This is a genomic window from Vibrio penaeicida, assembly GCF_002933855.1.
GTDB lineage: Bacteria > Pseudomonadota > Gammaproteobacteria > Enterobacterales > Vibrionaceae > Vibrio > Vibrio penaeicida_A.
Window position 1 is genome coordinate 23,259 of the sequence record NZ_BFAQ01000027.1, and the last position, 22,059, is coordinate 45,317.

The following is a 22,059-nucleotide window of genomic DNA, read 5'->3' on the forward strand; positions in this document are numbered from 1 at the left end:
GACAACTCTGTCTACTTTTGTCAAACTCTTTTTGTCTTCACTTTGAAACCACGTCGGTGAGTTATGAGTAAAAAACGTCAACTGCTGATCGATACCGCGCTCGATCTTTTCTACCATCAGGGCATTCATGAGATTGGTATTAATGAAGTTTTAAAAGTGTCTGGCATCGCCAAAAGGACGCTTTACAGCCATTTTGAAAGCAAAGACGCGTTGATTCTTGCCGCATTAGAGCAAAGGCATTCACGCTTTATGCAGTGGTTAGAGGTGTTATTACAAAAGGCAGAATCCGATCAAGAATTGATTGATGATTTATTTGATGGTTTAGCGCAATGGTTTAACGGAAATGCAAAAAGTTTAGGCAAGTTTAGAGGCTGCTTTTTTATCAATACCTCTGCGGAATTCAGTAACATTGAGAGCGACATTCTGCAGTATTGCACCTTCCACAAAAGGGAAGTAAAACAACTCATCGAAAGCAAACTCAGTAATGAAAACCCCCACCTCCTCGATGCAATCTGCATTATGAAGGAAGGTGCAATTACCACCGCCCACATGACTCACCAAGGCACCGAAGTGTGTGCAAAAAGCAAAGCTGTTTTAAAGGTACTTTGTTCTTAATAACACAATATATTTTAGTTTCTCGATGGTTTCTGATGAAAAAAGAAAAGCAACCAATTACTGGCTGCTCTTAATTTAATCAGTTATGAAGTGCGAGCAATTAGAATTCCGCGGAAAAAGATAAAAACGACTCAGCGGTTTCTGAAAGGGCTTCTACCATAGGTAGATGGCCGACGTTAGGGGCGATATCCAGTTGGGCATGCGGGATAACTTGCTTTAAAACCGACGCACCCGAAACGTGCAGCACTCTGTCTTGCTCGCCCCATGTGATCAGTACCGAACCACTGTAATTTTCTAAAACACTATCCAACGGCAAATCAGGGTGAGGCTCGCCATTTTTCATTCGGTGTATTTGCTCGAAGATTTTGGTGTTTATCTCGACTCTTTCTTTCGCTTTACCTGCTAAATGGTGCACGATGGGAGAAGGGATAAATGGCGCTTCAACAAACAAAAAATCAAGCAGATCCATAAACTCGGCTTCTGTTCTGGGTAAGACTATTGGGTTAAGCCCTTTCTTGGTGGCAGCAAACATCTCGCTAACCTCCGATCCTTCTACGCCAAAGGGGCTAATAAGCCATAAGTGTTCCACTGTATTGGAGTATTGAGCTGCAAAGTTCCCAGCTATGTATCCACCCATTGAGCTGCCAGCTAGATTAAACTCTGTGAGGTTCAAAGCCTCTGTTATTCGCTTTACCCTTTTAACTTGTGAGAGCACATCATAATCCAACGCAATGTTTTGCGTGCTGTTCCCAAAGCCTGGTAAATCAATCGCAATAACATCAAAGTCGCCCACGAGATCGCCAGATATTCGAACCCAGTTATCTTTATCTGCGCCAAAACCATGAAGTAACACGAGCGGAGGACCGCTTCCCCCACGAAGGTATTCGATATCGAGTTCACCCACTTGGATTTGCTTAAGCTCTAGACCTGCCATGCTTCGCTCAGCATTTGCCACATATCGAAAGAGTGTCGAAATCGGCGTAACCGCATAGGCAATGATGGCAATTAACACGAACCCCGAGAACGACAGTAGAAGGATTTTTTTCATGCCATGGTTCCCCTTTTGCATCGAACACACACATTACCGCTATTCCGTTGCACAGAACAACCCGGGCGAGGCTAAATGGGTTTTAGCGCACTTTGTTGTCGGTGGTCTTCAGCATTCAGCGCTTTGATTACTTTTGCGGGCGTCCCACCTACAAGAGTATCCGGCGCGACATCTTTGGTCACAACTGAGCCTGCTGCAACCACTGAGCGCGCTCCAATGGTCACGCCTTGGCAAATCACGACATTTCCCCCAATCCATACATCATCTTCAACGACAATGGGTAAACAGGTAATCTCCCATTTTTTGCGTTTCTGGTATTCAAGAGGATGTGTTGGGGTGTAAAACTGAGTATTGGGCCCAACTAAGACGTTATTACCAATGGTAATTGGGGCGTTGTCTAACATCGTTACGCCCATGTTTAAAAACGTATCGCACCCAATAGATATTGTTTTTCCATACTCACAAAGAAAAGGAGGGCAGATAATACTGTTTTCCCCTACCCGCTTAAGCAGTTTAACCACGTAAGGTTTGCCTGCTTCGAACTGCGTGTGGTTAATTTTTTGAAGTAATTCGAACGCGTTGTTTCTCAGTTCATCAAATTCTGGGCTTAAAGCGTCATAATCGGCACCCGAACACATCTTTTCAAATTCAGTCATAACGATCACCATCATTGTCAGCAATATGGCATTATAGGCAATTGAGTGCTCAATAATATCGACCACGTCAATTTAACGGCTAGCCATTATTATCCGATATGTTGAGCGACACATAGTCCTTACTTTTATATGCTTAAGTGATTTTAGAATGGGCTTTCTTTGTTAAGTTCATTGCAGATTTCGACTATGGCTAGTGATAGCCCCGACTTAACGATTTGCTGCTGACGCTGAAGTTGTAGTTGATAGAACTCTACGTCGATATCATCGTCTGGCTCACTGATTTCTAATTGCGCTATACCCACATTCTTAAGTAGATGAAGCTTTTTAACGGCGTGAAGAACACTTGGATCGGTGAACACGTATTCGCGTGAATCACTACTAAGTTCGTTTTTAAGTTTTATGATGCCCTCGATGTCATGATAAATCTCATCAGATAACACCCCCAACCCAAACAACAACTTTAAGCGCACCGATAGATCACCTAATGGTCCTGAATCCTGTAGTAATGGACCCACAACTGATTGCACTGCGAAGTTGTCTTTACGAAAAATTCGCTGTATCAAGCCGTCGATCGAATCATTAAATACATCGACTGCTGTAATAAAAAAGCCTCGCACCGATGGGGCGCTGTTTAATCGCTCAATAATCTCGGTTTCGTTGACGATATCTTCCATATACTGAATACTTTTTTAATTATTATATAAGGGAGCTAGGCTCCCCAAGTAAATCAAAGTTGGTTGTAGCATGCTTCAATTTTTGCGGCTTCAACGCTATTTTCTGCAAGCCCAGTGTGTGTCATCAATGCTTTTTTCACACCCACTTCCTTTATCAACTTTTGTAGCTCCACAGCTTGTGAATCTGTGTCGTTAGTGTACTTCAATGCGGCGGCAATCCCTTTCAAAATTGCTTGGTTTTCAGAGCCATACTCTATTGTACCGAGTAAAGGCTTCACTAATCTATCATTTGGACCTAATTTTCGAATGGGTTGACGTCCTACACGATCAACTTCATCCATCAGGTATGGGTTAGCAAAGCGACTCAAAATTTTGTCAATGTAAGCGTTATGCATGTCGCGATCGAAACCATAACGTCTGATCAGTACTTCTCCACTTTCATGCATTGCTTGTTTCACTTGTGCATGAATGTCGGGATCTTCAATTGCTTCTCGGATGGTTCGATGCCCCTTCAAACAACCTAAATATGCGGTAATGCAGTGACCTGTATTGAGCGTAAACAGTTTACGTTCTACGAATGCCATTAGGTTGTCGGTTTTTTCCATCCCTGCAATTTCTGGGACTTCACCTTTAAACTGCTGTTCATCTACAATCCACTCGCTAAAACTTTCTACCGTCACATCAAGAAGATCGTCGTTTGCCGCCCCAGTTGGTGGAACGATGCGGTCTACGGCAGAATCGACAAAGCCAACAAGCTTATCGGCTTTGGCATGCAGCGAGGCATCTAGATGACTGTACACTTCGCCTTTTAGGTGTGTTGTACCACGAACCATGTTTTCGCATGCAATGATGTTAAGTGGTGCCTCGTTACCTGCTTCTAGCCGCTTGGAAATACCTGTCGCGATGGTTTTCGCTATTATGTCTAAAACGTTTGGACCTACGGCCGTCGTTACCAAATCGGTTTTCACTATTCTATCAATCACATCTTCACTCGCTGAATTAACAGCAGTTACATGCGTAACAGTATCGATTTGGCACTCAGTGCCGACAACTTTTACTTTGTATTCTTGTTTGTGGCTAAGTTGATCAACCAGCGGTACATCAACGTCTGCAAAGGTAACTTCGACTTCTGCGTCAGCCAGTAGTTTGCCGATAAACCCCCGACCGATATTACCTGCGCCAAAGTGAACTGCATTTTTCATAACTTTTACCTACCAATGTCTGAAATTTAACTTCTCGGTCCTAGCGTGAGGTCGGCTATATAGGGATTACAGCCGACCTTAATTTGCTCGGGAGCCGTTTAAAAGAGTAATTATGCTGCTTGTGGTGCACCTAAAATGTTCAGAATTTCTTCCACATCGTTGGTGCTCGTTAGCTTCTCTATTGCTTCAGGATCATCGAGTGCATTTGTAATGGTAGTAATCACTTGAATGTGCTCGTCGTTTTTGGCTGCAATACCGATAACCAGTTTCGCTATATCGTCTTTATCTTCGGTAAATTGGATGCCCGATGGGTATTGGCAAATAACAATGCCTGTTTTCTTTACCCGATCTTTTGCATCTACAGTGCCATGAGGCACCGCAATAGACTCACCAAGGTAAGTAGGAACCAGAGCTTCACGCTCAAACATTGCATCTACGTATTCTGGTTCTGCGTAACCTAGCTCAACGAGTTTATTGCCTGCAAATCGAATTGCTTGTTCTTTATCAGTCGCCGTTAAACCTAGGTAAATATTTTCATGTTGAATTTGGAATACTGAAGGCTGCTGCGGCTCAAAACTATCATCGTTAGCAGCGAGTACCGACACTTTGACTAACTGGTCGTCGTTAGCTGCACGTTGTTTTTGCGAAGCCAACAGTTTAATAACCAGTTGATTGTACATTTCGCTGTCTAGGAAATTAGAAAGTGAAATGTGGTGTGCATTTGGAGCATGCTTACGTGCACGATCCGTTAGATCTTTATGAGTAATCACGATATCGGCACTCTCAGGTAGGCTATTAATAGCGAGGTTGGTTACTTTGATGTCTAAGCCAGCGTCTAGCACCTTCTTGCGCAACATGCTTGCCCCCATAGCACTTGACCCCATGCCAGCATCACACGCAACAATAACGCTTTGGACGGTTGCAAGGTCTACTTCATTGTTGTTTTGCTTCTGTACCACCCCACCGTTTTTAGATGCAGATTTCATATCCTTTATCTGTGAAGTTGCTTTTTCTAATGCTGCTTCATCTCCATCTTCTTCTGTCGACGTTTGTGTCTTCATAAGGAGTGCTGCCACTGCAAATGACACGCCTGTAGCAGATGCGATTGAAGCCAATACACCCACAACCGATCCTTTTTGAACCATCAACAATATGGCGAAGATTGAACCAGGTGACGCTGGAGACACGAGACCCGCATTGAACATTGTTAAAACGAATACACCTGTCATTCCACCTGCAATAGCAGCCAAGATTAAGCGTGGGTTCATTAAAATGTACGGGAAATAAATCTCGTGAATACCACCAAAGAAGTGGATGATTGACGCGCCACCAGCGGTTTGACGTGCAGTACCTTTACCAAACACCATATAGGCTAAAAGGATCCCTAAGCCAGGACCTGGGTTTGCTTCGATAAGAAAGAAGATTGATTGCCCAGCTTCTGAAGCTTGCTGAATTCCTAAAGGAGAAAAAATACCGTGGTTTATTGCATTGTTTAGAAATAGGATTTTCGCAGGTTCTACAAATATGGAAGTTAGTGGCAGTAGATGCGCTGAAACTAAGAAGTTAACGCCAGCTGCTAAGCCACCCGAAAGGATTTTTACAAATGGACCAATGAAGTAGAAAGCGAGAATCGCGCAAAGCATGCCAATAATGCCAGCAGAAAAGTTGTTCACCAACATTTCGAAGCCGCTCTTTACTTTGCCATCGATGTAATTGTCGAACTTTTTAATAGCCCAGCCGCCCATAGGGCCGACCATCATTGCCCCCATAAACATAGGGATGTCAGTACCGACAATCACTCCCATTGTTGTGATGGCACCAACTATCGCACCGCGATCGCCTCCAACTAGTTTACCCCCCGTGTAGCCAATAAGCAGCGGAAGCAGGTATGTGATCATAGGACCAACCATAGATGCTAGCGTTTCATTTGGTAACCATCCGGTAGGGATGAATAAGGCGGTAATAAAGCCCCACGCGATGAACGCGCCTATGTTAGGCATTACCATATTTGACAGAAAACGACCAAAATTTTGTATCTTGATCTTAGTATCAGGTGATATCATAACTGTTCCCGTTCGATGTTCTGATGAATATTGTTGAATTAAACGGTTCGCCAAAACCGCTTGTTTGATTATTTTGCACTCAATCAAACTATCACACATTTCCGAATCAGAACTGACAACGGGGTTTTTGCAGTACGCATCACAAATTATTAATACAAGTGAAACATTTAAGTGATCTATCGCAACAAATCAGCTTGTAACTTAAAAACAAATACCTATTTTTATATTTGTCAATATAAATCAATTTGACAAATGTCTCATTTCATTAAATCTGAAATCAATTTTATTAGTGACGCAAATCACTATTTATTTATTTTTCATCTCGAATTTAACCCCATAAGTGATATGTATCACACTGAACCCAGTAATACTCGGCGAATTAACATTGATATTCGTCACGCATATCTAATTGTGAAATTTAATAACAGAAATTGCTCACCGAGGGTTATGGGCGAATGAGCACGGAATAACCTATCTAGCAGGGTGCGATATTAATGGTGTTTAAAAAAATTCGCGGCAATGTTATCGATAGGCTCAAAGAAACAGGCTTTTCTTCTAATAACGTACTTCGCTAGTTTTTTGTAAACTTTATAAAAATGCGAAGCAATACCTAACATTAACAAAGCTTAACCATTCTCCAATGGCAATCTTTTTCTTAGGTGTAAGACACTGGCACCACTTAATAAAAACGACAACCGGTGTCTGTATGGCTACGTCATCTTTACGTCCGTTACCTTTGCTGACTCCACTTCGAGGTTTTGCAGCCTTGTTTGTGGTGCTCTATCACGCGCGGCTTGTTTTATTCCCTCAATGGAAATCCCCCATTGCGGATTACACATACTTCCTTGAAAGGGGCTACATCTGGGTCGATCTGTTTTTCATCCTAAGCGGTTATGTGATGATCCATGTTTATCGGAATACATTCAAAGATGGGGTAACGCTCTCCAATTGGCGTGAGTTTATGTGGCTCCGTTTCAGTCGTATTTACCCCTTGTTCCTTGTTACTCTATTAACGCTTATTGTTTGGGAAAGCTTCAAAGCCAGTGAAGGCATTCTGTTTTATGCTGGTCCTTTGGCAGAAAGCTGGGGGCTCGCTGGGCAAGCACCATTTGAAGGACCTTATAACCGTGGCGATGCTATTCTTTCAAACTTACTTATGCTGCAAAGCATGGAAACGTCTGGTGGGCTGAGTTGGAACATATCGTCGTGGTCACTCAGTATCGAGTGGCTAGTGTACTTGTGCTTCCCTGCTATGGCACTTTTGTTGCTCAAGCCTTTTGGCAGAAGCTATGGTATCCCAATTATTTCATTGATAATGATTTACTCCTTGGTAGCGCAATCAAACAGTTTGGATCATACCAAGTCTGCGGAAGCATTAGTGCGAGGCGTAAGTGGGTTTATGTTGGGCACGTGGATGTGCAGCAGCGTCAATAACAGCTGGATGGCAAGGTGTCAGGGCGGATTCTGGGTTTGGGCAATGGTTGCAGGTGTGGTGTTTTCTATGCACTTTCGTTCAAGCCAGCTTTCCCTTATGTCGACTTACGTTTTTATGACCTTGCTGGTGGGTATTTCTGCTGCTCAAGTGCAACCAAAGCAAGTGTTAATTCGAATATTGGATAACCGATTCACTCAATTTCTGGGTGATATTTCTTACTCTGTTTACCTATGGCACGCCGTGCTGTTACTTGCGGGCACGGAAGTGATTCATTACATTGCTCCTGAAAAGCTGGCGTGGTGGTACGAACAAACATCTTGGACAGCCGGGCTAATCGGCATCACTTTATTCCTTACCATTACCGTTGTCGTGTCTACTTTGAGTTACTACGGTATCGAGCGCCCAGCCCAACGTTTGTTGCGAGGAAAAAGCAAAGAAAAGCGTTCAAAATTGACAAAAGCCTCAGCGGATAGCTAAGGCGTGTCGCCCCATCAAAATAGAGGCAGCAACTAGGCTGCCTCATAATTGGGTTTTACATCATTTAACCGCTTCAGCCATTGCGTGTTGGAACATTAGGCTGGTGGTACAAAACTCATCGCTATGGTTGTGACCAGGAAGCATAGCCAACGTTCTCATGACACGCTGGTTGGTTGCACTAAGCGCCAAGCCAGAATTGCTGTTTTCAATAATGGCAGGCACACCTCGATATACCGTCGCTTCCACACCAATTTCATGTATGTTTTTCGGGTTCACCTTATAAGGGCTACTGTCTAATATAGTGAAATCTGCGTATTTCCCTGGTTCAATCGTTCCAATTTGGTTTTCCAACCTTGCGGTATAAGCAGCATCAATTGTTATAGCCCTCATGGCTTCATCCACTGTGATTTTTTCCTGCGGTCCCATCACTGTTGAGCCAGATAACCCAATGCGATTCACGGCTGCCCAAACTAAATACAAAGGCTGAGCAGGTGCCATCGGAGCATCGGAATGTAAAGAAAGCACGCCTCCGGCATCAATGAATGAACGCCCCCGCGACATCACTTCGGCCCTTTCCTGCCCAACACCAAACTCACTATAAAGCTCGGCTAAAACGTGTGTATAGAAAGGGTTTACGCTGAAATTTGCCCCAGACTCGACAGCTCTTGGAATGTCGTTTTTGTCGGTAATACCCAAATGATGAAAGCTTGTGCGGTGATCATCGCGTTGATGTTCCGAGTTAAGCTTTTCAACCACCTCGATTGCGCTCTCAAAGCCCAAGTCTCCATTGGCATGAATCACCACCGTGTAATCATCTTCCCAGTAAGGGCGCATGCTGTCTTCTAGTTCTTCTGGAGTTTGCAACCATTCACCGTGGTGCCCATCGGTGTAACCGTCTTTAAGTTGCATTAATTGGCTGTACATCGCACCATCTGAGAACAGTTTTACAAACTTAGGTAGCCAGCGAATTTGGTCTGTTTCTTCGAAGATCTGAGTTTGTCCTTCAGCAATCGCTTTGCCTTTCTCTGCATTGTAGCCGCCCATTGAGTAAGTAAAATTACCCGCAGGCATCAACCAATAATCCATCGGGAAATCGTCGTTCAATAAGACATCCACCATCTGTTGATATACGTCTTGCGTTATCACTACTCCCGGGTCGATGGCAGTTGTAATACCGCCAGAATGAACATAATCACGCGTGCGCTCCAAACCCGTCGCAAATACGCCTTCCTCCATCAAGTAGCTAAGTACATCACTCAGAATGATCTTTCCACCATTCTCGTAAGCGTGTCCTTTCTCCCAGTTTAATTGATCGTACGCTGCACCTTCGCCTGTCCAGTCCGCTTCAGACCAACCCAACATTCTTTTAGCTGCGTCGTTGAAATAAAGCTCATGAAAGCTTCTGTGCCATACAATTATCGGTCTATCAGCAGAAATGCTGTTCAAAAGATCTTTGCTCATTTCCTGACCATGGAAATATTGGTGGTAGCCCCATGTAATTAAGGTTTCCCCTTCTGGTAAGCTTGCTTCTAGTTCAACCAATCGTTCATTATAAGCTTTTGCACCTTGAACACCCTTCACGTCTCCCCATGGCAGTTGCCAATCGGCTGGTGTGATGAACTCTGTGCCAAGCAAGATACCACTCAACCAAAGATGGATATGAGGTTCAACAAAGCCAGGGGTCATGACTTTGTCGGCAAAGTCGTAGTTGATGGAAAAGTCTGGGTGCGCTTGGTATTTGTTCACCAAGTTTTGCTTAAGATCCACATCTAGAATCTTGCCGTCTTGCACCGCAACCGCGTTGCTGCCTTTCGGAGTGTTGTCTGCCAATGTAATCAGATCGTTCGACACGTATACAGTGATCGCGCTGCCCAAATTCAGGTCATTTTTTGCGTGCGCCTTATCTTGCTCTTTATAAGTACAGCCTAGTACGGTCATTAAGCTGATGGCTATTGCTGAATATTTCATTGTCTTGTTCATTTGGACACCTGCTTATCAGAAATTTTATATGCTTTAAAACACATATTGAGAACTGTGTCCCGTCTTAAACAATCCAGAACACTATGGGGACAAAATACCAATGAAATCCCGTTCGAAGTAATGCATTATGAGGGGGTTTATCCAACATATTGGGGTTATCATGTTTTCCTATGAACACTTAGCTGCATTTTGCGCCGCAGCAGAAGAAGGCAGTTACAGCCAAGCCGCTCGTAAACTCAAGAAAGACAGAACAACCGTGCGTGAACAAATCAAAGCACTGGAAGATGGCTATGCCGTAACTCTGTTCAATATCGAAGGGAAAAAGGCAGTGATGACGCCACAAGCCGAAGCATTTTATAAGCAAGCTAAGTTGGTTTTACGCAGCAGCGAAGCGCTGGAATCGCACATGATGAATAGCTACCAGCACCAGTTCACGCACTTTGATATTTATCATGATGCGCTGGTTCCTACCACCATGATTGCCCATGTGGAATCCAATTTCACGCAGCACTTTCCCCACATTAAGCTGAATTGGCTTCATCGGAACAGAGAAGAAATCCTCAATAAAGTGTCCATGGGAACACACCAACTGGCGTTAATGCAATATCGCTTAACCAGTGATATTAAAGTGCCCTACCGCTTTTTGAATTTGGGGGCAGAAAGCTTCGTCGTCTGTTGTAACCCTAAGCACCCACTTGCCAAATCCAAAGTCGCTTCTCTTGATGAATTGAAGCTCGAAAAGCAATACATCACGGAAAACCTTTATGATGCCCTACCCGATATGTTTGGCGTATCGCCAGACCTTCGATTTGTTAGCAATAACGATGTGTTAATTGAACTGCTAAAAAGTGACGGCTGGTCGATTCTGAGTAAAGCACAAGCACAGCCTTATTTAGAAAGAAATGTGCTCAAGGAAGTTCGGATTGAACAAGCTATCTCGCCGCCAAAATCTGGTGTCGCCTTCTACTACCCAATCGCCCTCGAAAAAGAAAAAGAGCTTCTTCACATAAAGGAAGTGATATCACAATACGCAAGGAAGCACTTTATCTAAGATGAATATGAATGTTAAAAGAACCACTTAACGCCCACTTCGGCTTTCAGTTCGTAGTCTCCTTCTATGCTTATCCCCGTAGGCGTAACGATGTTTGCTGAAGCGTATTCAAGCTTAGTCATTAACCACTGCGTCCGGTCTGATTTTAGCGGCGCATTGAACATCACATTTAACGCTCTCGATTCCATCTCAACAGTATCCCCAGAAACGGTGAAATATTCGGGCCACGCCTGAATAAAGGCGCCGGTATCACCAAAAGGAATCGTGGCAAACAAATTTAGCATGTACCCTTTTGTGGATTCGCCAAACACCTTACCAGACGTGTAATTTACATTAGGGAACAACATCACTCCCCCAGTGTATTCCGGGTTAATAGCCCCAATCACTCCGAATGAATACAGCGCGGTATCATCCAAACCTTCATTTTTTTGATGAATGATATCAGCCATAAACCCTGCCCGTGGAATCAAGGAATTATCGGTACCAGACACTTGGAAATACTGAGCTCTGGAACCCAAATAATCCGTACCCAGTGAATCCTTCCCTGCTGTGCTTTGGCTGTCGCCAAAATTAGCTTCAAGAAAACCTCCAAACTGAATATTTTCCGTCCAAGCGCCTGTCAGCATGGAAGATAAACGGACATCGGCGTCCGACGTAACAAACACCGCAGCTTGGGTATAAACGCGTGTGAGATCGGCTGGGTCGATCATCTCGGATTCTTCGGCCACGGCAGCTGAAGAAAAGGTGAGGGCTGTCGCGAAAGCTAACAAAGAATGTCTCATATTAACCCCTAACTAATGGCGATTTTTCTGATGATTTAGGACGTCCAAACCCTATGAAAAAGTCGACGAAATCGAATACTCATCAACTTAGCAGGGCTTACTGATGCATTAAATTACATTTTGTTAGGCTAAATCCATCATTAAAAGGCGAAATTGACGTCTGAATGTTAGGTTTTTTCCCTCATAACTGTTTATGCAACAAAGTGAATTTTCGATACATTTTTTGTTGCTGGGTGATCACTCTGATTCTGCAAGGGGGCTGGGCATGACGAAATCCACACAAATTCTTATTCTACTGATTACGATTTACGCCACCGTGGCGCTTTACGGTTTTTATCTTGTTAAAAATCAGCAACCTAAAAGCCCGAACGAAGCTACCAGCGAAGTAATTGCCGAACCAGCTACTCAAGCAGTGGGTCACATTCGCCAACGGCTGAACATAAAAGCGCAGCCATTTTTGTGAAGGTGTCTTCGATTTAAATTACACCCAATAAAAAAGCAGCGTTTCCGCTGCTTTTACTAGGTCGATACGTTGAAAAAGTGTGGGGAATCACCACATCAAATCATCCGGTACGACGAAATCGGCGTACGGATCGTCTTCTGCCGGAATCTCTTCTTCAGCCGACTTATTCTCAATGATGGATTCTTCATCACGCATTGCGATCTTAGTCGCTACCACGCCAGGAATTACTGCGTACCCATCTTCATAACGTGCCACGGCTAAAATGCCTTTTAGCAATTGGTCACGTACAAGTGACTCGACGTACAAAGATTTAATCAGCTTACCGTCTGTAAAGTTATATTTAATGTCACCATCTTTCAGATCAAGCTTATTCATTTCGATCAACTGCTTAACCTGAGCCCGGATCTCTTTAGATAACTTAAGCTCTTTTTGCTGCTGACTGAGTTCTTTATCTTTCGCTTGCTGCGCTGCTTTTGTCGCTTCTGCAGCCGCTTTCGCTTCACGTGCTTGCACGCGTGATTTCTTCGAATTCTTTTTCGCTTTTTTCAGCTTCTTTTCGTTTACCAAGCCAGCTTTCAACATCTGCTCTTGAAGCGTTAATTTAGCCATTTCCAATCCAATCTAATTAAACTGCTGCCAGTTTAACGAAGGCATCAGGGGATTTAAACCAAATGTGTTATGGTTTCACGCAAAAATAATCACGAAAAACCATCAGGCTCTAATATCAGGCTATTATCAGGAATGAAATTATGGATATCCGTCGACGCAGATTGCTTCAAGCAGGGCTAGCAATCTCTTCTCTGTTTGCGCTTCCTGCATGTACCGTAACTAAAGCAAGCCACAGCAAAAAGAAAGGTTGGATTTACGAACTCACCGCGGAAGAAACCACGGCCGAATTGGTGAATGGGTTCCAAACCGATGTATTGGGATTCGATGGACGTATTCCTGCCCCTACCCTTCGCTGTCGCCAGAACGAACCCGTTACCATCATTTTTACGAACAAACTGAAAGAACCAACGACGATCCATTGGCATGGGCTGCGCATTCCCATCGAAATGGATGGCGTGCCCTTCTTAAGCCAACCGCCTATTATGCCTGGTGAAACCTTTACCTACACCTTTACACCGCCAGATGCCGGCACATTTTGGTATCACCCCCACGTCAACAGTGTGGTTCAGCTTGGTAAAGGATTGGTCGGTGCTATTATTGTTGAAGAAGAAGAGCCTGTTGTATTTGATGAAGAACATACACTGATCCTCAAACATTGGCACATAGACAAACAGGGCCAATGGAAAAAGCTGATGATCCCGCGCTACAGCGCTAGAATGGGCACCCCCGGAGAGTGGGGCACCGTTAATGGTAAACATGAGCCGGTTTATCAGCTGAAAGAAAACGCCACCACTCGACTGCGTATTGCTAACGTAGACAACACGCTCACCTACCCTATTGTGGTTGAAGGCGCAGACGCTTGGGTGATCGCGATCGATGGCAACCCTATTAAAACCCCCTATAAATTGAAAGCACATAAAATTAGCCCCGGAATGCGGGTGGATTTAGCAGTACATGCACCGAAACAAGGCGAGCGATTTTACGTTCGATTCTTGAAAGGAAAATTCCCATTTCCACTGTGTGAGTTCGAATCCATTGCTTCTGATATTGCAGAAAGCAAACCCTTCCCTAAACTGCCACTCAATCCCGTACCTGAGCTGGACTTAGCCAATGCAACAGAAATCGATTTTGTCTTCGAATGGGAAGGGGCAATCTCTCCTACCAAGAAAAATGGCAAAGTCGACACTAAATTCTGGCTGATGAACAAACGAGCTTGGGAAGGCATGAGTAAAGACTCGATTCCAGCGCCACTCGCGACACTAGAATATGGCAAAACTTACATCTTCAACTTGAGAAATGTCACCCAGTATCACCACCCTATTCATCTTCATGGTCATACATTTACGGTGTTGGAATTGGACGGAAAAAAACTGGATGAACCTTTCCATACCGACACCGTGTTGCTTGGTAAAAACGGCAAAGCACGCGCTGCATTTGTTGCCGATAACCTCGGTCGCTGGATGTATCACTGCCATGTTATCGAGCACATGAAAACGGGGCTCATGGGGTACATAGAGGTAGTGTAATTCCTACACTGATTTACATCCCTTTTGGATTTCAGGTGGTACCAAATTTGTCTCACCCTTTAGACGCCAAACTAGAATCCGAGCCATTCCACACCGTTACCGGAATCAACATCACACGTTAGTTATAAATACATTAGCAATTTATAACTAACGTGCCTCATTATAAAAACCGAGCAACTTGTATGAGTCGTCTTGCACTGCTCCTTTCATCACCTTAAGTATGAAGACCATTTGCAAGTTGCCGGATCTTTCTATTGTTCGACTGTGCGAACTCAATTGCGTGAATAAAGCCGTCATAGCGGTGTAAAATCGTTATCGCCAAAAGAACAGTCGTGGAAAGTAAAACGCAGTTTGCATTTCGATTTATGGAGAAATCAAATGGAAACTTTATTTCGATTGGTGCTTAAACGTCCGGCAGTATCACAAAGTGAAGACGCCCCAAGCATTGAATTATCACAAGCCACCGATTTTCAAGCCGAATTAGGGCAAGCAGAGGGACAGAATGACTCTCGCAAGGCATTAAAAACCGCAGCCACCAAATATGTACAAGGTCAGCGCTTTGTCCATACCCCCAAAAATCATGACATCTATAAACCATGGCAAGCACTCGCGGCTTCTTTAGATTCGCTAGAGCCCAATGATGCCGTCACCAACCAGCAGGTTTCTAACGCCATCAAAGCAGCGTTTGGTTCTGACCCCAATCAAATTGTCGGTCAAGGAGGGTATAAGAAGGCGGTAGAGCAACTGCGAGACAGTGTTCTCGCCATCAAATACCTTCCGCAGGAACACAACAAGCCAATCGAAATCTTGTCACAGATGCTGCGTGATCTTGAACTAATAGCGAAAACAGATGATGACAATGCATTTCCCGGAACCGGTACAGCACTAAGGCGCTACCGAAGACGTTCCTTAAAAATGCCCACAGACGCTCAATTGAAATCGTCACTTTCTACTGTAGAGGCGCAAAAGCAGAGGGAAAAACTCAGGCAAGAAGCCTTGGAACGTCAGAGAAAACAGGCAGAGAGTCAATTAAACCTTCACACTCGGCTGAACAACGCCGTTAAAGAACTTTCTGGGTTAGAAGGTCACTCTTTGGTTCATATCCAGCAAGACAATAAAAAAGGCTTTATGGTTGCTGCGGAATTACGCCCCACGGCCGCCTTCGAGCGAGAAAACAGCTTGGTCAGGGCTTTCACCAAAGGCATTCTTGACCGATCTAAGATCATCGACGACAACTTAAAAGAAGCAAAAGTAGGTCAGTTTTCTATTGATGTGGGCAGCGAAAGCAAATCCCTTACGTCACTACTAGAAAAAGCCCGACACTTTAAAAGCGGAACGCAAGCCTTTACCCCCGTCGATTTAGGAAAGGTAGGTTTTCTTGCTACCCAGCAAGCCGGCACTAAGCTAACCGACAGTACCCGAAAAATTCTGTCGTCACGTAAACTGGATATAACGAAAGATCCAATCGACGAAATTGTTCAGAAGCTTCAAGAAGAAATCGACATGCTTGCCAGCGACTTGGATGGTTTGCTCGGCCGCCCCATGAAGAAATCGTTTAAGCGAATGGGTAAAGCGTTGGTTATGACCAAAACGCCAATCGCGACAGCTTGGAACAACATTACCATTGGCTTATTAGGTAACTTAGGGAACTGGGTTGCTCCACTGCTCGTGGACACCCGTGTACCGAGAACACACGGCAGCATTGCCCCCGCAGGCATTGCCGATTTGTTGGTGATTAAGCAGCAACTCAAGGCGTATGAAGGCACCGATATTGCTCACATTGAAAATGTGCTCAAAGGCGAAACCAAAGAAAGGGAACACATAAGGCGTCGGGAAACCGAAGAACTCCTATTCCAAGAAACCGAAATCACAACCAGTGAAGAGCGGGAGTTAGAATCCACCAGTCGTTTCGAAATGAGCCGAGAAACCAGCGAAACCATTAAGCAAGACTCGTCGCTTAAAGCAGGTTTGAGTGTGTCGGGGAAATACGGACCCGTGGTGGAATTTTCTGCCAGTGCAGAAGGCTCGATATCTCGAAGTAAACAGGAAGCCACTAAAACCGCGGCCAGTTTCTCGCAAGATGTGACACAACGAAGCGCCAATAAGATAACCGAGCGTGTATTGGAACGATCTTCATTAAGAGTCACCAATGAAGTCACCGAAACATCGGCACACGGCATTGATAACGTCGACGGCGATGGCCATATCGCTGGCGTATACCAATGGGTGAATAAGGTTTATCAAGCGCAAATGTACAATTATGGCATTCGCACCATGTACGATTTTATGGTGCCAGAGCCCGGAGCTTTCCTGATTGAAACACTATCCGATGCTCATGCCAGCGCTTTGCACATCGAAAAACCGATGGAATTTAACCTGCGCCCTGATCAAATTACTGAATACAACTACCATTCATGGGTTCAAGAGTACGGTGCGACCGATGTCAGTGCGCCACCTGAAATTTACATCACCAAATCACTGGACTTTAAAGCCGGTGGTGGCGATGACGACACGCACTACAACCACTCTGGCACCATTCAGATAGACGAAGGCTATAAGGCTATTCACGGGGTTGTGGGTAATGTCGTGAATATCTGGGAAGACAATTTTGTTGTTGATGTCGTGATTGGTAATCGATCCCATCGATTCGAAAACGGCGATTGGGTTTGGAGCACCAGCCTCAGTGGCGAAAGAGAGAGCATTCCATTTGGCTTGCAAACCTGGAAGGTCTCCGACATAGCCGCCATTGTCGAAGTGAAGTGTCAACGAACCGACCGCGCCATGATGAAATGGAGGCTAGACACCCACGCCAAACTGACCAACGCCTACAAAGCTCGCCTATCTGAATACGAAGAAAAACTTTCAGCAGCCGAACTGCAAGCCGGTGTCGCCATAGAAGGGAAGAACCCCACGCTCAATTTAGAGCTCATGAAAGATGAACTTAAAAAGCATTGCGTGAGTATTCTTACCGAGCAGCACTTCGACTTGTTTAACTCCATCGAGACGGGCGGTGAAGGCTTCCCCCAAATCAATATATTTGAAAACGAAGCAGAAGGCCCGTACGTTAGGTTCTTTGAGCAAGCATTCGAATGGGAACATGTGACATGGGTGACTTATCCATATTTCTGGGGAAGAAAACCTCTATGGGATGAACGTATCGCTTATGAAGATACCGATCCACTTTTCAACCAGTTCCTTAAAGCGGGTTATTGCCGTGTCTCTGTGCCAATCCGTCCGGGTTTTGAAGGTGCGGTTGACCACTTCATTACCTTTGGTGAATTGTGGGATGGGGGTCCGCTGCCCACCATTTCAAACCCACTCTATCTCCCAATTGCAGACGAAATTGCAGAACGTCTGGATAGACCCGGAGAAGAAGTGCCACAAGGTGACCCTTGGGATGTTCGGATCCCAACCTCACTGGTGCACTTGAGAGCCGACGACAAGTTGCCGAAATGGAAACAGAATGAAGACGGAGAGTGGGTTGAAGATTTGGATGGAGATTAAGCCATGGCACGAATCTCTAATCCAGCGGATGTACACTATCTCGCGCTAGAAGGTGGCGGAGGCAAAGGGGTGACTTACCTCGGTGCCATTCGCGCCTTGGAGCGGCACGGTGTTCTACCTATCAACATTGATACGCCCGGGCAAAACCAGATTCGGGGGATCAGTGGTGCTTCGGCCGGCGCTATCACCGCCATGTTTTTAGCGATGGGGTATAACTCCACCCAGCTGCAGCAGGTGCTTAATAATTCCAGTACCTTTACTGGCTTTTTTGATGGACCAAGCATTGGGCTGTCTCGCTCGGTAGATAGGAACAATCGACCCGACTTGCACACCAGTGCGCCAAATGGGGTTCGCCCTATCGATCATATTCGCCAACAAAGCCAAAGTATTCGGGGCTTGTCGATGCTGGCGAGCGCAGTCGGTAATCTGGCGAGGAATGGGGCATTTGGCTCCACATCCGATCCTATTGTACGCAGGTTGATAGCTCACCCTGAGCACTATTTGTTTAACATACTGTTCGACAGAGGCATGTTCCCGGGAGTGGCAGCCCGAAACTTTCTGCAAGGTGCGCTCTATGGCACTTTGTGGCAAAGGTTGGTTAACCGGCGAACTCCGCAAGGGCAAGCGCCGCTTATCTACGCCGTAAATGGTTCGGAACTTAACTTTCGTGAGTTCTTTGACCTCACGGGCGTCGACTTAGTGATCACAGGTTCTAATATTACTAAACACCGGCCGTCGGTATTTTCTAAACGGCATACACCGGATTTCCCCGTTGCAGAAGCCGTTGGGATTTCGATGAATTTACCAGTGTTGTTTAAACCGGTTCACGTGGAAGCGAATGTGCCTACAGGGCAATACAACCAAAGAGCTGACGACTATCATGGAATGTGGATGGACGGTGGGGTGTTAAACAACTTCCCCCTTCATGCGTTTGATTTTCTATCGCCTTCGGTATCACCACAACACCCAAACCTTAAGCCGTTAAACGCAAATACTTTGGGTTTGCGACTGACGGATGGTTACCCGCCATCGCAACGCAGGCGCAGTGCCACACCACAACAAGGTACGTTTGATGTGCTGTTATGCCACTTGGGTGATGTACTCGGTACGGTGCTTTACCCGTCAGAGGAAGGACAAATTCGAAGTCAGGATGAACGGGATCAATCCATTGATCTCTACACCTACGATTTAGAGACAACAGAATTTGCCCCACCCGCGAGTAAAAGCGCGACGCCAATCGCCGAGGCCGAACGTTCCGTCGACGCGTATTTTAGTCAATCGCCTTAACATCTAGTCTCCATAGCATCTAGTCTCCATAACAACCACCGCTCAGTTCGTTCAACGTTCTGAGCGGTTTTATTTTGATCCACACTTCCATATCAACCCACTCTGGCTTGCCGTTTTTATCAAACCGCGCCGAAATTGGTCGGTCATAGCGCTCGATGAGAGGGGCAACATCTGGCTCATACCCGCTATACGGCAGCCATTTCGCATACAAGCTTATCTGAAACTTCGCGGCGTTATCTGGTTTGCCCTGATACCGAAACGCTGCGTACCGACCTGCGTTTAACTTGCCGAGTTCGAACGGTTCGTGGATTTTACTTCGCTGTTCTGGCGTGATCATAAGTGCCGCATCATATCGGCACTTTTCTCTGGGGGTAAAAAGCAGGTTGTCGTGGCACATCGCGAGCCGAACTTGATCCATGGCACCTATGTCGTTCTCTAGCCCCCAATCAATCAACGTATTCCAGCACTGGAATATACTTGGCAATAAATAGCCTTCTTCCGACCTCAAAATACAAAGCTCAGTATCTGGCGATTCAAAGATCCTGTCGGGGGTAATAGCCTCACTAGGTGGGCAAACTTTGGCTTCGGATCGCAATGTATGAATGTGCTGTAAAATAGCCGTATCAATTGGCTGCTTCAGCGGCACTTTCGCGCCATTCAACGAAGTGGGCTTGCCACTCTTTACGCCGTAGGGCGTGATACCAAAATGATCTTTAAATGAGCGTGAGAAATTCGCACTACTGGAAAAACCAAATTGCATGGCGATATCCGTTATCGATAATGATTCGTGAAAAAGCAACGCGTTTGCCGCTTTTTCAAGCCTTAATCGATTGCTGTATTGCGATAAACTTTCACCAATAATCGCGCTAAAGATTCGCTGAAAGTGATATTTGGAAAAGTGGCTCAGCTCCGCCGCTTTCTCAAGCGTCAGTGGCTGATCCACATGCTGATGAATATAGGCTAGAACGGGCTCTAGCCTTTCACTATAAACCTGCCAACTGCTGGCTGACAGGGAGTTCACACTAAACGTCAACGTAACTCAACTCCGGTACAGAAAGTTTTTTGTACTCTTTAAAACACAGTAATAAAGTAATGCCTGCTGCCAGAACATCACTTGCTACAATCGCCAAGAACACCCCTTCCAAATCAAAAAAGTACGGCAAAATAAACAGCAATGGACTCATAATAAACACAACACGCAACAGGCTATACATCGTTGCCAGTTTGGCGTTGCCTTTTGCTTGGTAGAACCCTGTCGCCAGCATGTTGATTCCAGCCAATGGTAAGCCCCAAATGGTGGCAAATATGATGATCTTGCCATAGGAAATCAATTCCGCTTCCGCTGTAAATACACCCATCAACCACTCAGGGACCGTAATCAATAGGAGGGTGACAAAACTGGAATACGCAACCATTGCTGTAAGAGCAACTTTAATACTTTGTTGAACTCGGTCCATCGCCTTGGCACCAAGGTTAAAGCCACATATGGTTTGAAACGCAATCAGCATCGCTATCATAGGCAGGATAATGAAAATCGATAGCCTCCCCAAAATACCGTAAGCGCTGATCCAATCTTTAGATGCTATTTCTGTAAATTGAAAATTCACTAAGCCCGTTTGAATCGCCATCCCCATTTGAGCGACCAACACAGGCACACCTAAAGCGGCAATAGAGCCCCAAAGCCGAACATTGAATTGAAAGGAAAAGCGAACCAAGGTTTTTCCTTTTAAATACATGTAGATCCCGATGCTAAGGGAAGCTACTTGAGAGAGTACCGTTGCCCAAGCCGCACCAGATACACCCCAATTCATGACGACAATGAAAATATAGTCCAACACAATATTCAAAACAGAAGACGTAAGCATTAACAGCATCATGATCTGCGCTTTACCTTCCGCGCGGAATACGTCGCCAAAAACGGGGAGCATCATCGCTACGATAGCCATAAGAACGATAGGTTGAGCGTATTGGAACGCTTGATCATAAAAGACAGGCGAAACGGCTAGAAATTCAAGCACAGCGTCTAGGTGCTGCCATCCGATAACAAAAAATATCACACTAAGGGTAGCAGTAAGAAAAACGGCGTTCCCCGCCACGTTTCCCGCGTCCGACAGTTTCCCTTCCCCGATAAGCCGCGTAAGTATCGCTGCCGTGCCCGAGGAAATCATGGCACCCACTGAGGCGATCAGCATTTGCATTGGAAACACCATCGACACCGCGCCAATCGCATCAGCCCCTACCCATCGCGCAATGAAAATACCATCCACCAAATTGTACAAACCAATCACCAACATCCCTATACAAATGGGAATGGCGGTTTGCATAAACAATGGGAAGATTGGCGTATTCGCTAATTGTTGAGTCGATGCTTCTTTACTGGTGTTCCTTGCGGACATGTTGATTCCTTTTTTATTAAGCCTGGTCGACATTCTAGGTGTTAACTGGCTAAAAGAATTTTCAATTCTTGCGATGATTCGATTGCCAGCTTATGTAGCTTAAAACTGTGGGTATCGGAGTTAGCATCTTGAGGTTGTAGAGCGCGAATGCAACTGATGTTACAAATGGTATCAGCATACCCATGGAGCAGAAGAAATAACCTCAACTTTGGATAAATAACGTCAGCTTGGGAAAAATAGAACCGAACACGCTGAAAGAATCAAAACTACAAAAACAAAAAAGCCCAACCG

At 45.1% G+C, this 22,059-nt stretch carries 17 protein-coding genes; 7 read left to right on the forward strand and 10 right to left on the reverse strand.

The window, feature by feature from the left end; genetic code table 11:
• Nucleotides 1-63: 63 nt before the first annotated feature.
• Nucleotides 64-615 (forward strand): TetR/AcrR family transcriptional regulator, encoded by a 552-nt coding sequence (locus tag VPNCDNU1_RS15435; protein ID WP_104401147.1) that lies wholly within the window; start codon nt 64-66, stop codon nt 613-615.
• Between the two features lie 100 nt (nt 616-715).
• Here VPNCDNU1_RS15435 and VPNCDNU1_RS15440 read toward each other — a convergent pair whose 3' ends face one another.
• The 5 genes from VPNCDNU1_RS15440 to VPNCDNU1_RS15460 all read right to left on the reverse strand — a co-directional run bounded on the left by VPNCDNU1_RS15440 (nt 716) and on the right by VPNCDNU1_RS15460 (nt 6,258).
• Nucleotides 716-1,663: an alpha/beta fold hydrolase gene (locus VPNCDNU1_RS15440; RefSeq protein ID WP_104401240.1), complete on the reverse strand. Its 948-nt coding sequence runs from the start codon at nt 1,661-1,663 to the stop codon at nt 716-718.
• A gap of 71 nt (nt 1,664-1,734) precedes the next feature.
• On the reverse strand, nt 1,735-2,319 hold the full coding sequence (locus tag VPNCDNU1_RS15445; RefSeq protein ID WP_104401148.1) for a sugar O-acetyltransferase: 585 nt from the start codon (nt 2,317-2,319) through the stop codon (nt 1,735-1,737).
• A 143-nt stretch (nt 2,320-2,462) separates the two neighbouring features.
• Nucleotides 2,463-2,993 (reverse strand): MltR family transcriptional regulator, encoded by a 531-nt coding sequence (locus VPNCDNU1_RS15450; RefSeq protein ID WP_104401149.1) that lies wholly within the window; start codon nt 2,991-2,993, stop codon nt 2,463-2,465.
• Between the two features lie 53 nt (nt 2,994-3,046).
• Entirely contained in the window at nt 3,047-4,195 is a 1,149-nt protein-coding gene (locus VPNCDNU1_RS15455; RefSeq protein WP_104401150.1) for a mannitol-1-phosphate 5-dehydrogenase, read from the reverse strand.
• A 110-nt stretch (nt 4,196-4,305) separates the two neighbouring features.
• Nucleotides 4,306-6,258, reverse strand: coding sequence for a PTS mannitol transporter subunit IICBA (locus VPNCDNU1_RS15460; protein ID WP_104401241.1), 1,953 nt, complete (start codon nt 6,256-6,258; stop codon nt 4,306-4,308).
• A 706-nt stretch (nt 6,259-6,964) separates the two neighbouring features.
• Between VPNCDNU1_RS15460 and VPNCDNU1_RS15465 the strand changes: the two genes are divergently transcribed.
• Nucleotides 6,965-8,170 carry an acyltransferase family protein gene (locus VPNCDNU1_RS15465; RefSeq protein ID WP_167404808.1) on the forward strand — a complete coding sequence of 402 codons (1,206 nt, stop codon included), beginning with the start codon at nt 6,965-6,967 and terminating at the stop codon, nt 8,168-8,170.
• 60 nt (nt 8,171-8,230) lie between these two features.
• Here VPNCDNU1_RS15465 and VPNCDNU1_RS15470 read toward each other — a convergent pair whose 3' ends face one another.
• Nucleotides 8,231-10,150, reverse strand: a complete 1,920-nt coding sequence (locus VPNCDNU1_RS15470) for an amidohydrolase (protein ID WP_104401152.1) — start codon at nt 10,148-10,150, stop codon at nt 8,231-8,233.
• Nucleotides 10,151-10,310: 160 nt separating this feature from the next.
• On the opposite strand from VPNCDNU1_RS15470, the gene VPNCDNU1_RS15475 reads away from it, so the two are divergent.
• Complete coding sequence (locus VPNCDNU1_RS15475) at nt 10,311-11,201, forward strand: LysR family transcriptional regulator (protein ID WP_104401242.1); 891 nt, start codon at nt 10,311-10,313, stop codon at nt 11,199-11,201.
• 14 nt (nt 11,202-11,215) lie between these two features.
• Here the strand turns inward: VPNCDNU1_RS15475 and VPNCDNU1_RS15480 are convergent, their stop codons facing one another.
• A complete protein-coding gene (locus VPNCDNU1_RS15480) occupies nt 11,216-11,983 on the reverse strand; it encodes a hypothetical protein (RefSeq protein ID WP_104401153.1) in 768 nt (255 codons plus the stop codon).
• Between the two features lie 265 nt (nt 11,984-12,248).
• On the opposite strand from VPNCDNU1_RS15480, the gene VPNCDNU1_RS15485 reads away from it, so the two are divergent.
• Complete coding sequence (locus tag VPNCDNU1_RS15485; protein ID WP_145959462.1) at nt 12,249-12,446, forward strand: hypothetical protein; 198 nt, start codon at nt 12,249-12,251, stop codon at nt 12,444-12,446.
• Nucleotides 12,447-12,533: 87 nt separating this feature from the next.
• On the opposite strand, the gene VPNCDNU1_RS15490 is transcribed toward VPNCDNU1_RS15485, so the two are convergent.
• The gene (locus VPNCDNU1_RS15490) at nt 12,534-13,055 is read right to left on the reverse strand and encodes a DUF2058 domain-containing protein (protein WP_101110214.1); all 522 of its coding nucleotides are present in this window, start codon (nt 13,053-13,055) and stop codon (nt 12,534-12,536) included.
• 140 nt (nt 13,056-13,195) lie between these two features.
• Between VPNCDNU1_RS15490 and VPNCDNU1_RS15495 the strand changes: the two genes are divergently transcribed.
• The 3 genes from VPNCDNU1_RS15495 (at nt 13,196) to VPNCDNU1_RS15505 (ending at nt 19,372) form a co-directional block, all read left to right on the forward strand.
• Nucleotides 13,196-14,581 carry a multicopper oxidase family protein gene (locus VPNCDNU1_RS15495; protein WP_104401155.1) on the forward strand — a complete coding sequence of 462 codons (1,386 nt, stop codon included), beginning with the start codon at nt 13,196-13,198 and terminating at the stop codon, nt 14,579-14,581.
• Nucleotides 14,582-14,959: 378 nt separating this feature from the next.
• Nucleotides 14,960-18,085: a hypothetical protein gene (locus VPNCDNU1_RS15500; protein WP_104401156.1), complete on the forward strand. Its 3,126-nt coding sequence runs from the start codon at nt 14,960-14,962 to the stop codon at nt 18,083-18,085.
• Nucleotides 18,086-18,088: 3 nt separating this feature from the next.
• The gene (locus VPNCDNU1_RS15505; protein WP_104401157.1) at nt 18,089-19,372 is read left to right on the forward strand and encodes a patatin-like phospholipase family protein; all 1,284 of its coding nucleotides are present in this window, start codon (nt 18,089-18,091) and stop codon (nt 19,370-19,372) included.
• Between the two features lie 19 nt (nt 19,373-19,391).
• Here VPNCDNU1_RS15505 and VPNCDNU1_RS15510 read toward each other — a convergent pair whose 3' ends face one another.
• Both VPNCDNU1_RS15510 and VPNCDNU1_RS15515 read right to left on the reverse strand, forming a co-directional pair.
• Nucleotides 19,392-20,405 (reverse strand): AraC family transcriptional regulator, encoded by a 1,014-nt coding sequence (locus VPNCDNU1_RS15510; protein WP_104401158.1) that lies wholly within the window; start codon nt 20,403-20,405, stop codon nt 19,392-19,394.
• Nucleotides 20,395-21,768: an MATE family efflux transporter gene (locus tag VPNCDNU1_RS15515; RefSeq protein WP_167404809.1), complete on the reverse strand. Its 1,374-nt coding sequence runs from the start codon at nt 21,766-21,768 to the stop codon at nt 20,395-20,397. Before VPNCDNU1_RS15515 ends, VPNCDNU1_RS15510 begins: the two co-directional genes overlap by 11 nt.
• Between the last annotated feature and the right edge of the window lie 291 nt (nt 21,769-22,059).

Bases quoted from the DNA above. Each gene is read 5' to 3' on its own strand.
- VPNCDNU1_RS15435 (WP_104401147.1), top strand. From the start codon at position 64: ATGAGTAAAAAACGTCAACTGCTGATCGATACCGCGCTCGATCTTTTC.
- VPNCDNU1_RS15440 (WP_104401240.1), bottom strand. From the start codon at position 1,663: ATGAAAAAAATCCTTCTACTGTCGTTCTCGGGGTTCGTGTTAATTGCC.
- VPNCDNU1_RS15445 (WP_104401148.1), bottom strand. From the start codon at position 2,319: ATGACTGAATTTGAAAAGATGTGTTCGGGTGCCGATTATGACGCTTTA.
- VPNCDNU1_RS15450 (WP_104401149.1), bottom strand. From the start codon at position 2,993: ATGGAAGATATCGTCAACGAAACCGAGATTATTGAGCGATTAAACAGC.
- VPNCDNU1_RS15455 (WP_104401150.1), bottom strand. From the start codon at position 4,195: ATGAAAAATGCAGTTCACTTTGGCGCAGGTAATATCGGTCGGGGGTTT.
- VPNCDNU1_RS15460 (WP_104401241.1), bottom strand. From the start codon at position 6,258: ATGATATCACCTGATACTAAGATCAAGATACAAAATTTTGGTCGTTTT.
- VPNCDNU1_RS15465 (WP_167404808.1), top strand. From the start codon at position 6,965: ATGGCTACGTCATCTTTACGTCCGTTACCTTTGCTGACTCCACTTCGA.
- VPNCDNU1_RS15470 (WP_104401152.1), bottom strand. From the start codon at position 10,150: ATGAACAAGACAATGAAATATTCAGCAATAGCCATCAGCTTAATGACC.
- VPNCDNU1_RS15475 (WP_104401242.1), top strand. From the start codon at position 10,311: ATGTTTTCCTATGAACACTTAGCTGCATTTTGCGCCGCAGCAGAAGAA.
- VPNCDNU1_RS15480 (WP_104401153.1), bottom strand. From the start codon at position 11,983: ATGAGACATTCTTTGTTAGCTTTCGCGACAGCCCTCACCTTTTCTTCA.
- VPNCDNU1_RS15485 (WP_145959462.1), top strand. From the start codon at position 12,249: ATGACGAAATCCACACAAATTCTTATTCTACTGATTACGATTTACGCC.
- VPNCDNU1_RS15490 (WP_101110214.1), bottom strand. From the start codon at position 13,055: ATGGCTAAATTAACGCTTCAAGAGCAGATGTTGAAAGCTGGCTTGGTA.
- VPNCDNU1_RS15495 (WP_104401155.1), top strand. From the start codon at position 13,196: ATGGATATCCGTCGACGCAGATTGCTTCAAGCAGGGCTAGCAATCTCT.
- VPNCDNU1_RS15500 (WP_104401156.1), top strand. From the start codon at position 14,960: ATGGAAACTTTATTTCGATTGGTGCTTAAACGTCCGGCAGTATCACAA.
- VPNCDNU1_RS15505 (WP_104401157.1), top strand. From the start codon at position 18,089: ATGGCACGAATCTCTAATCCAGCGGATGTACACTATCTCGCGCTAGAA.
- VPNCDNU1_RS15515 (WP_167404809.1), bottom strand. From the start codon at position 21,768: ATGTCCGCAAGGAACACCAGTAAAGAAGCATCGACTCAACAATTAGCG.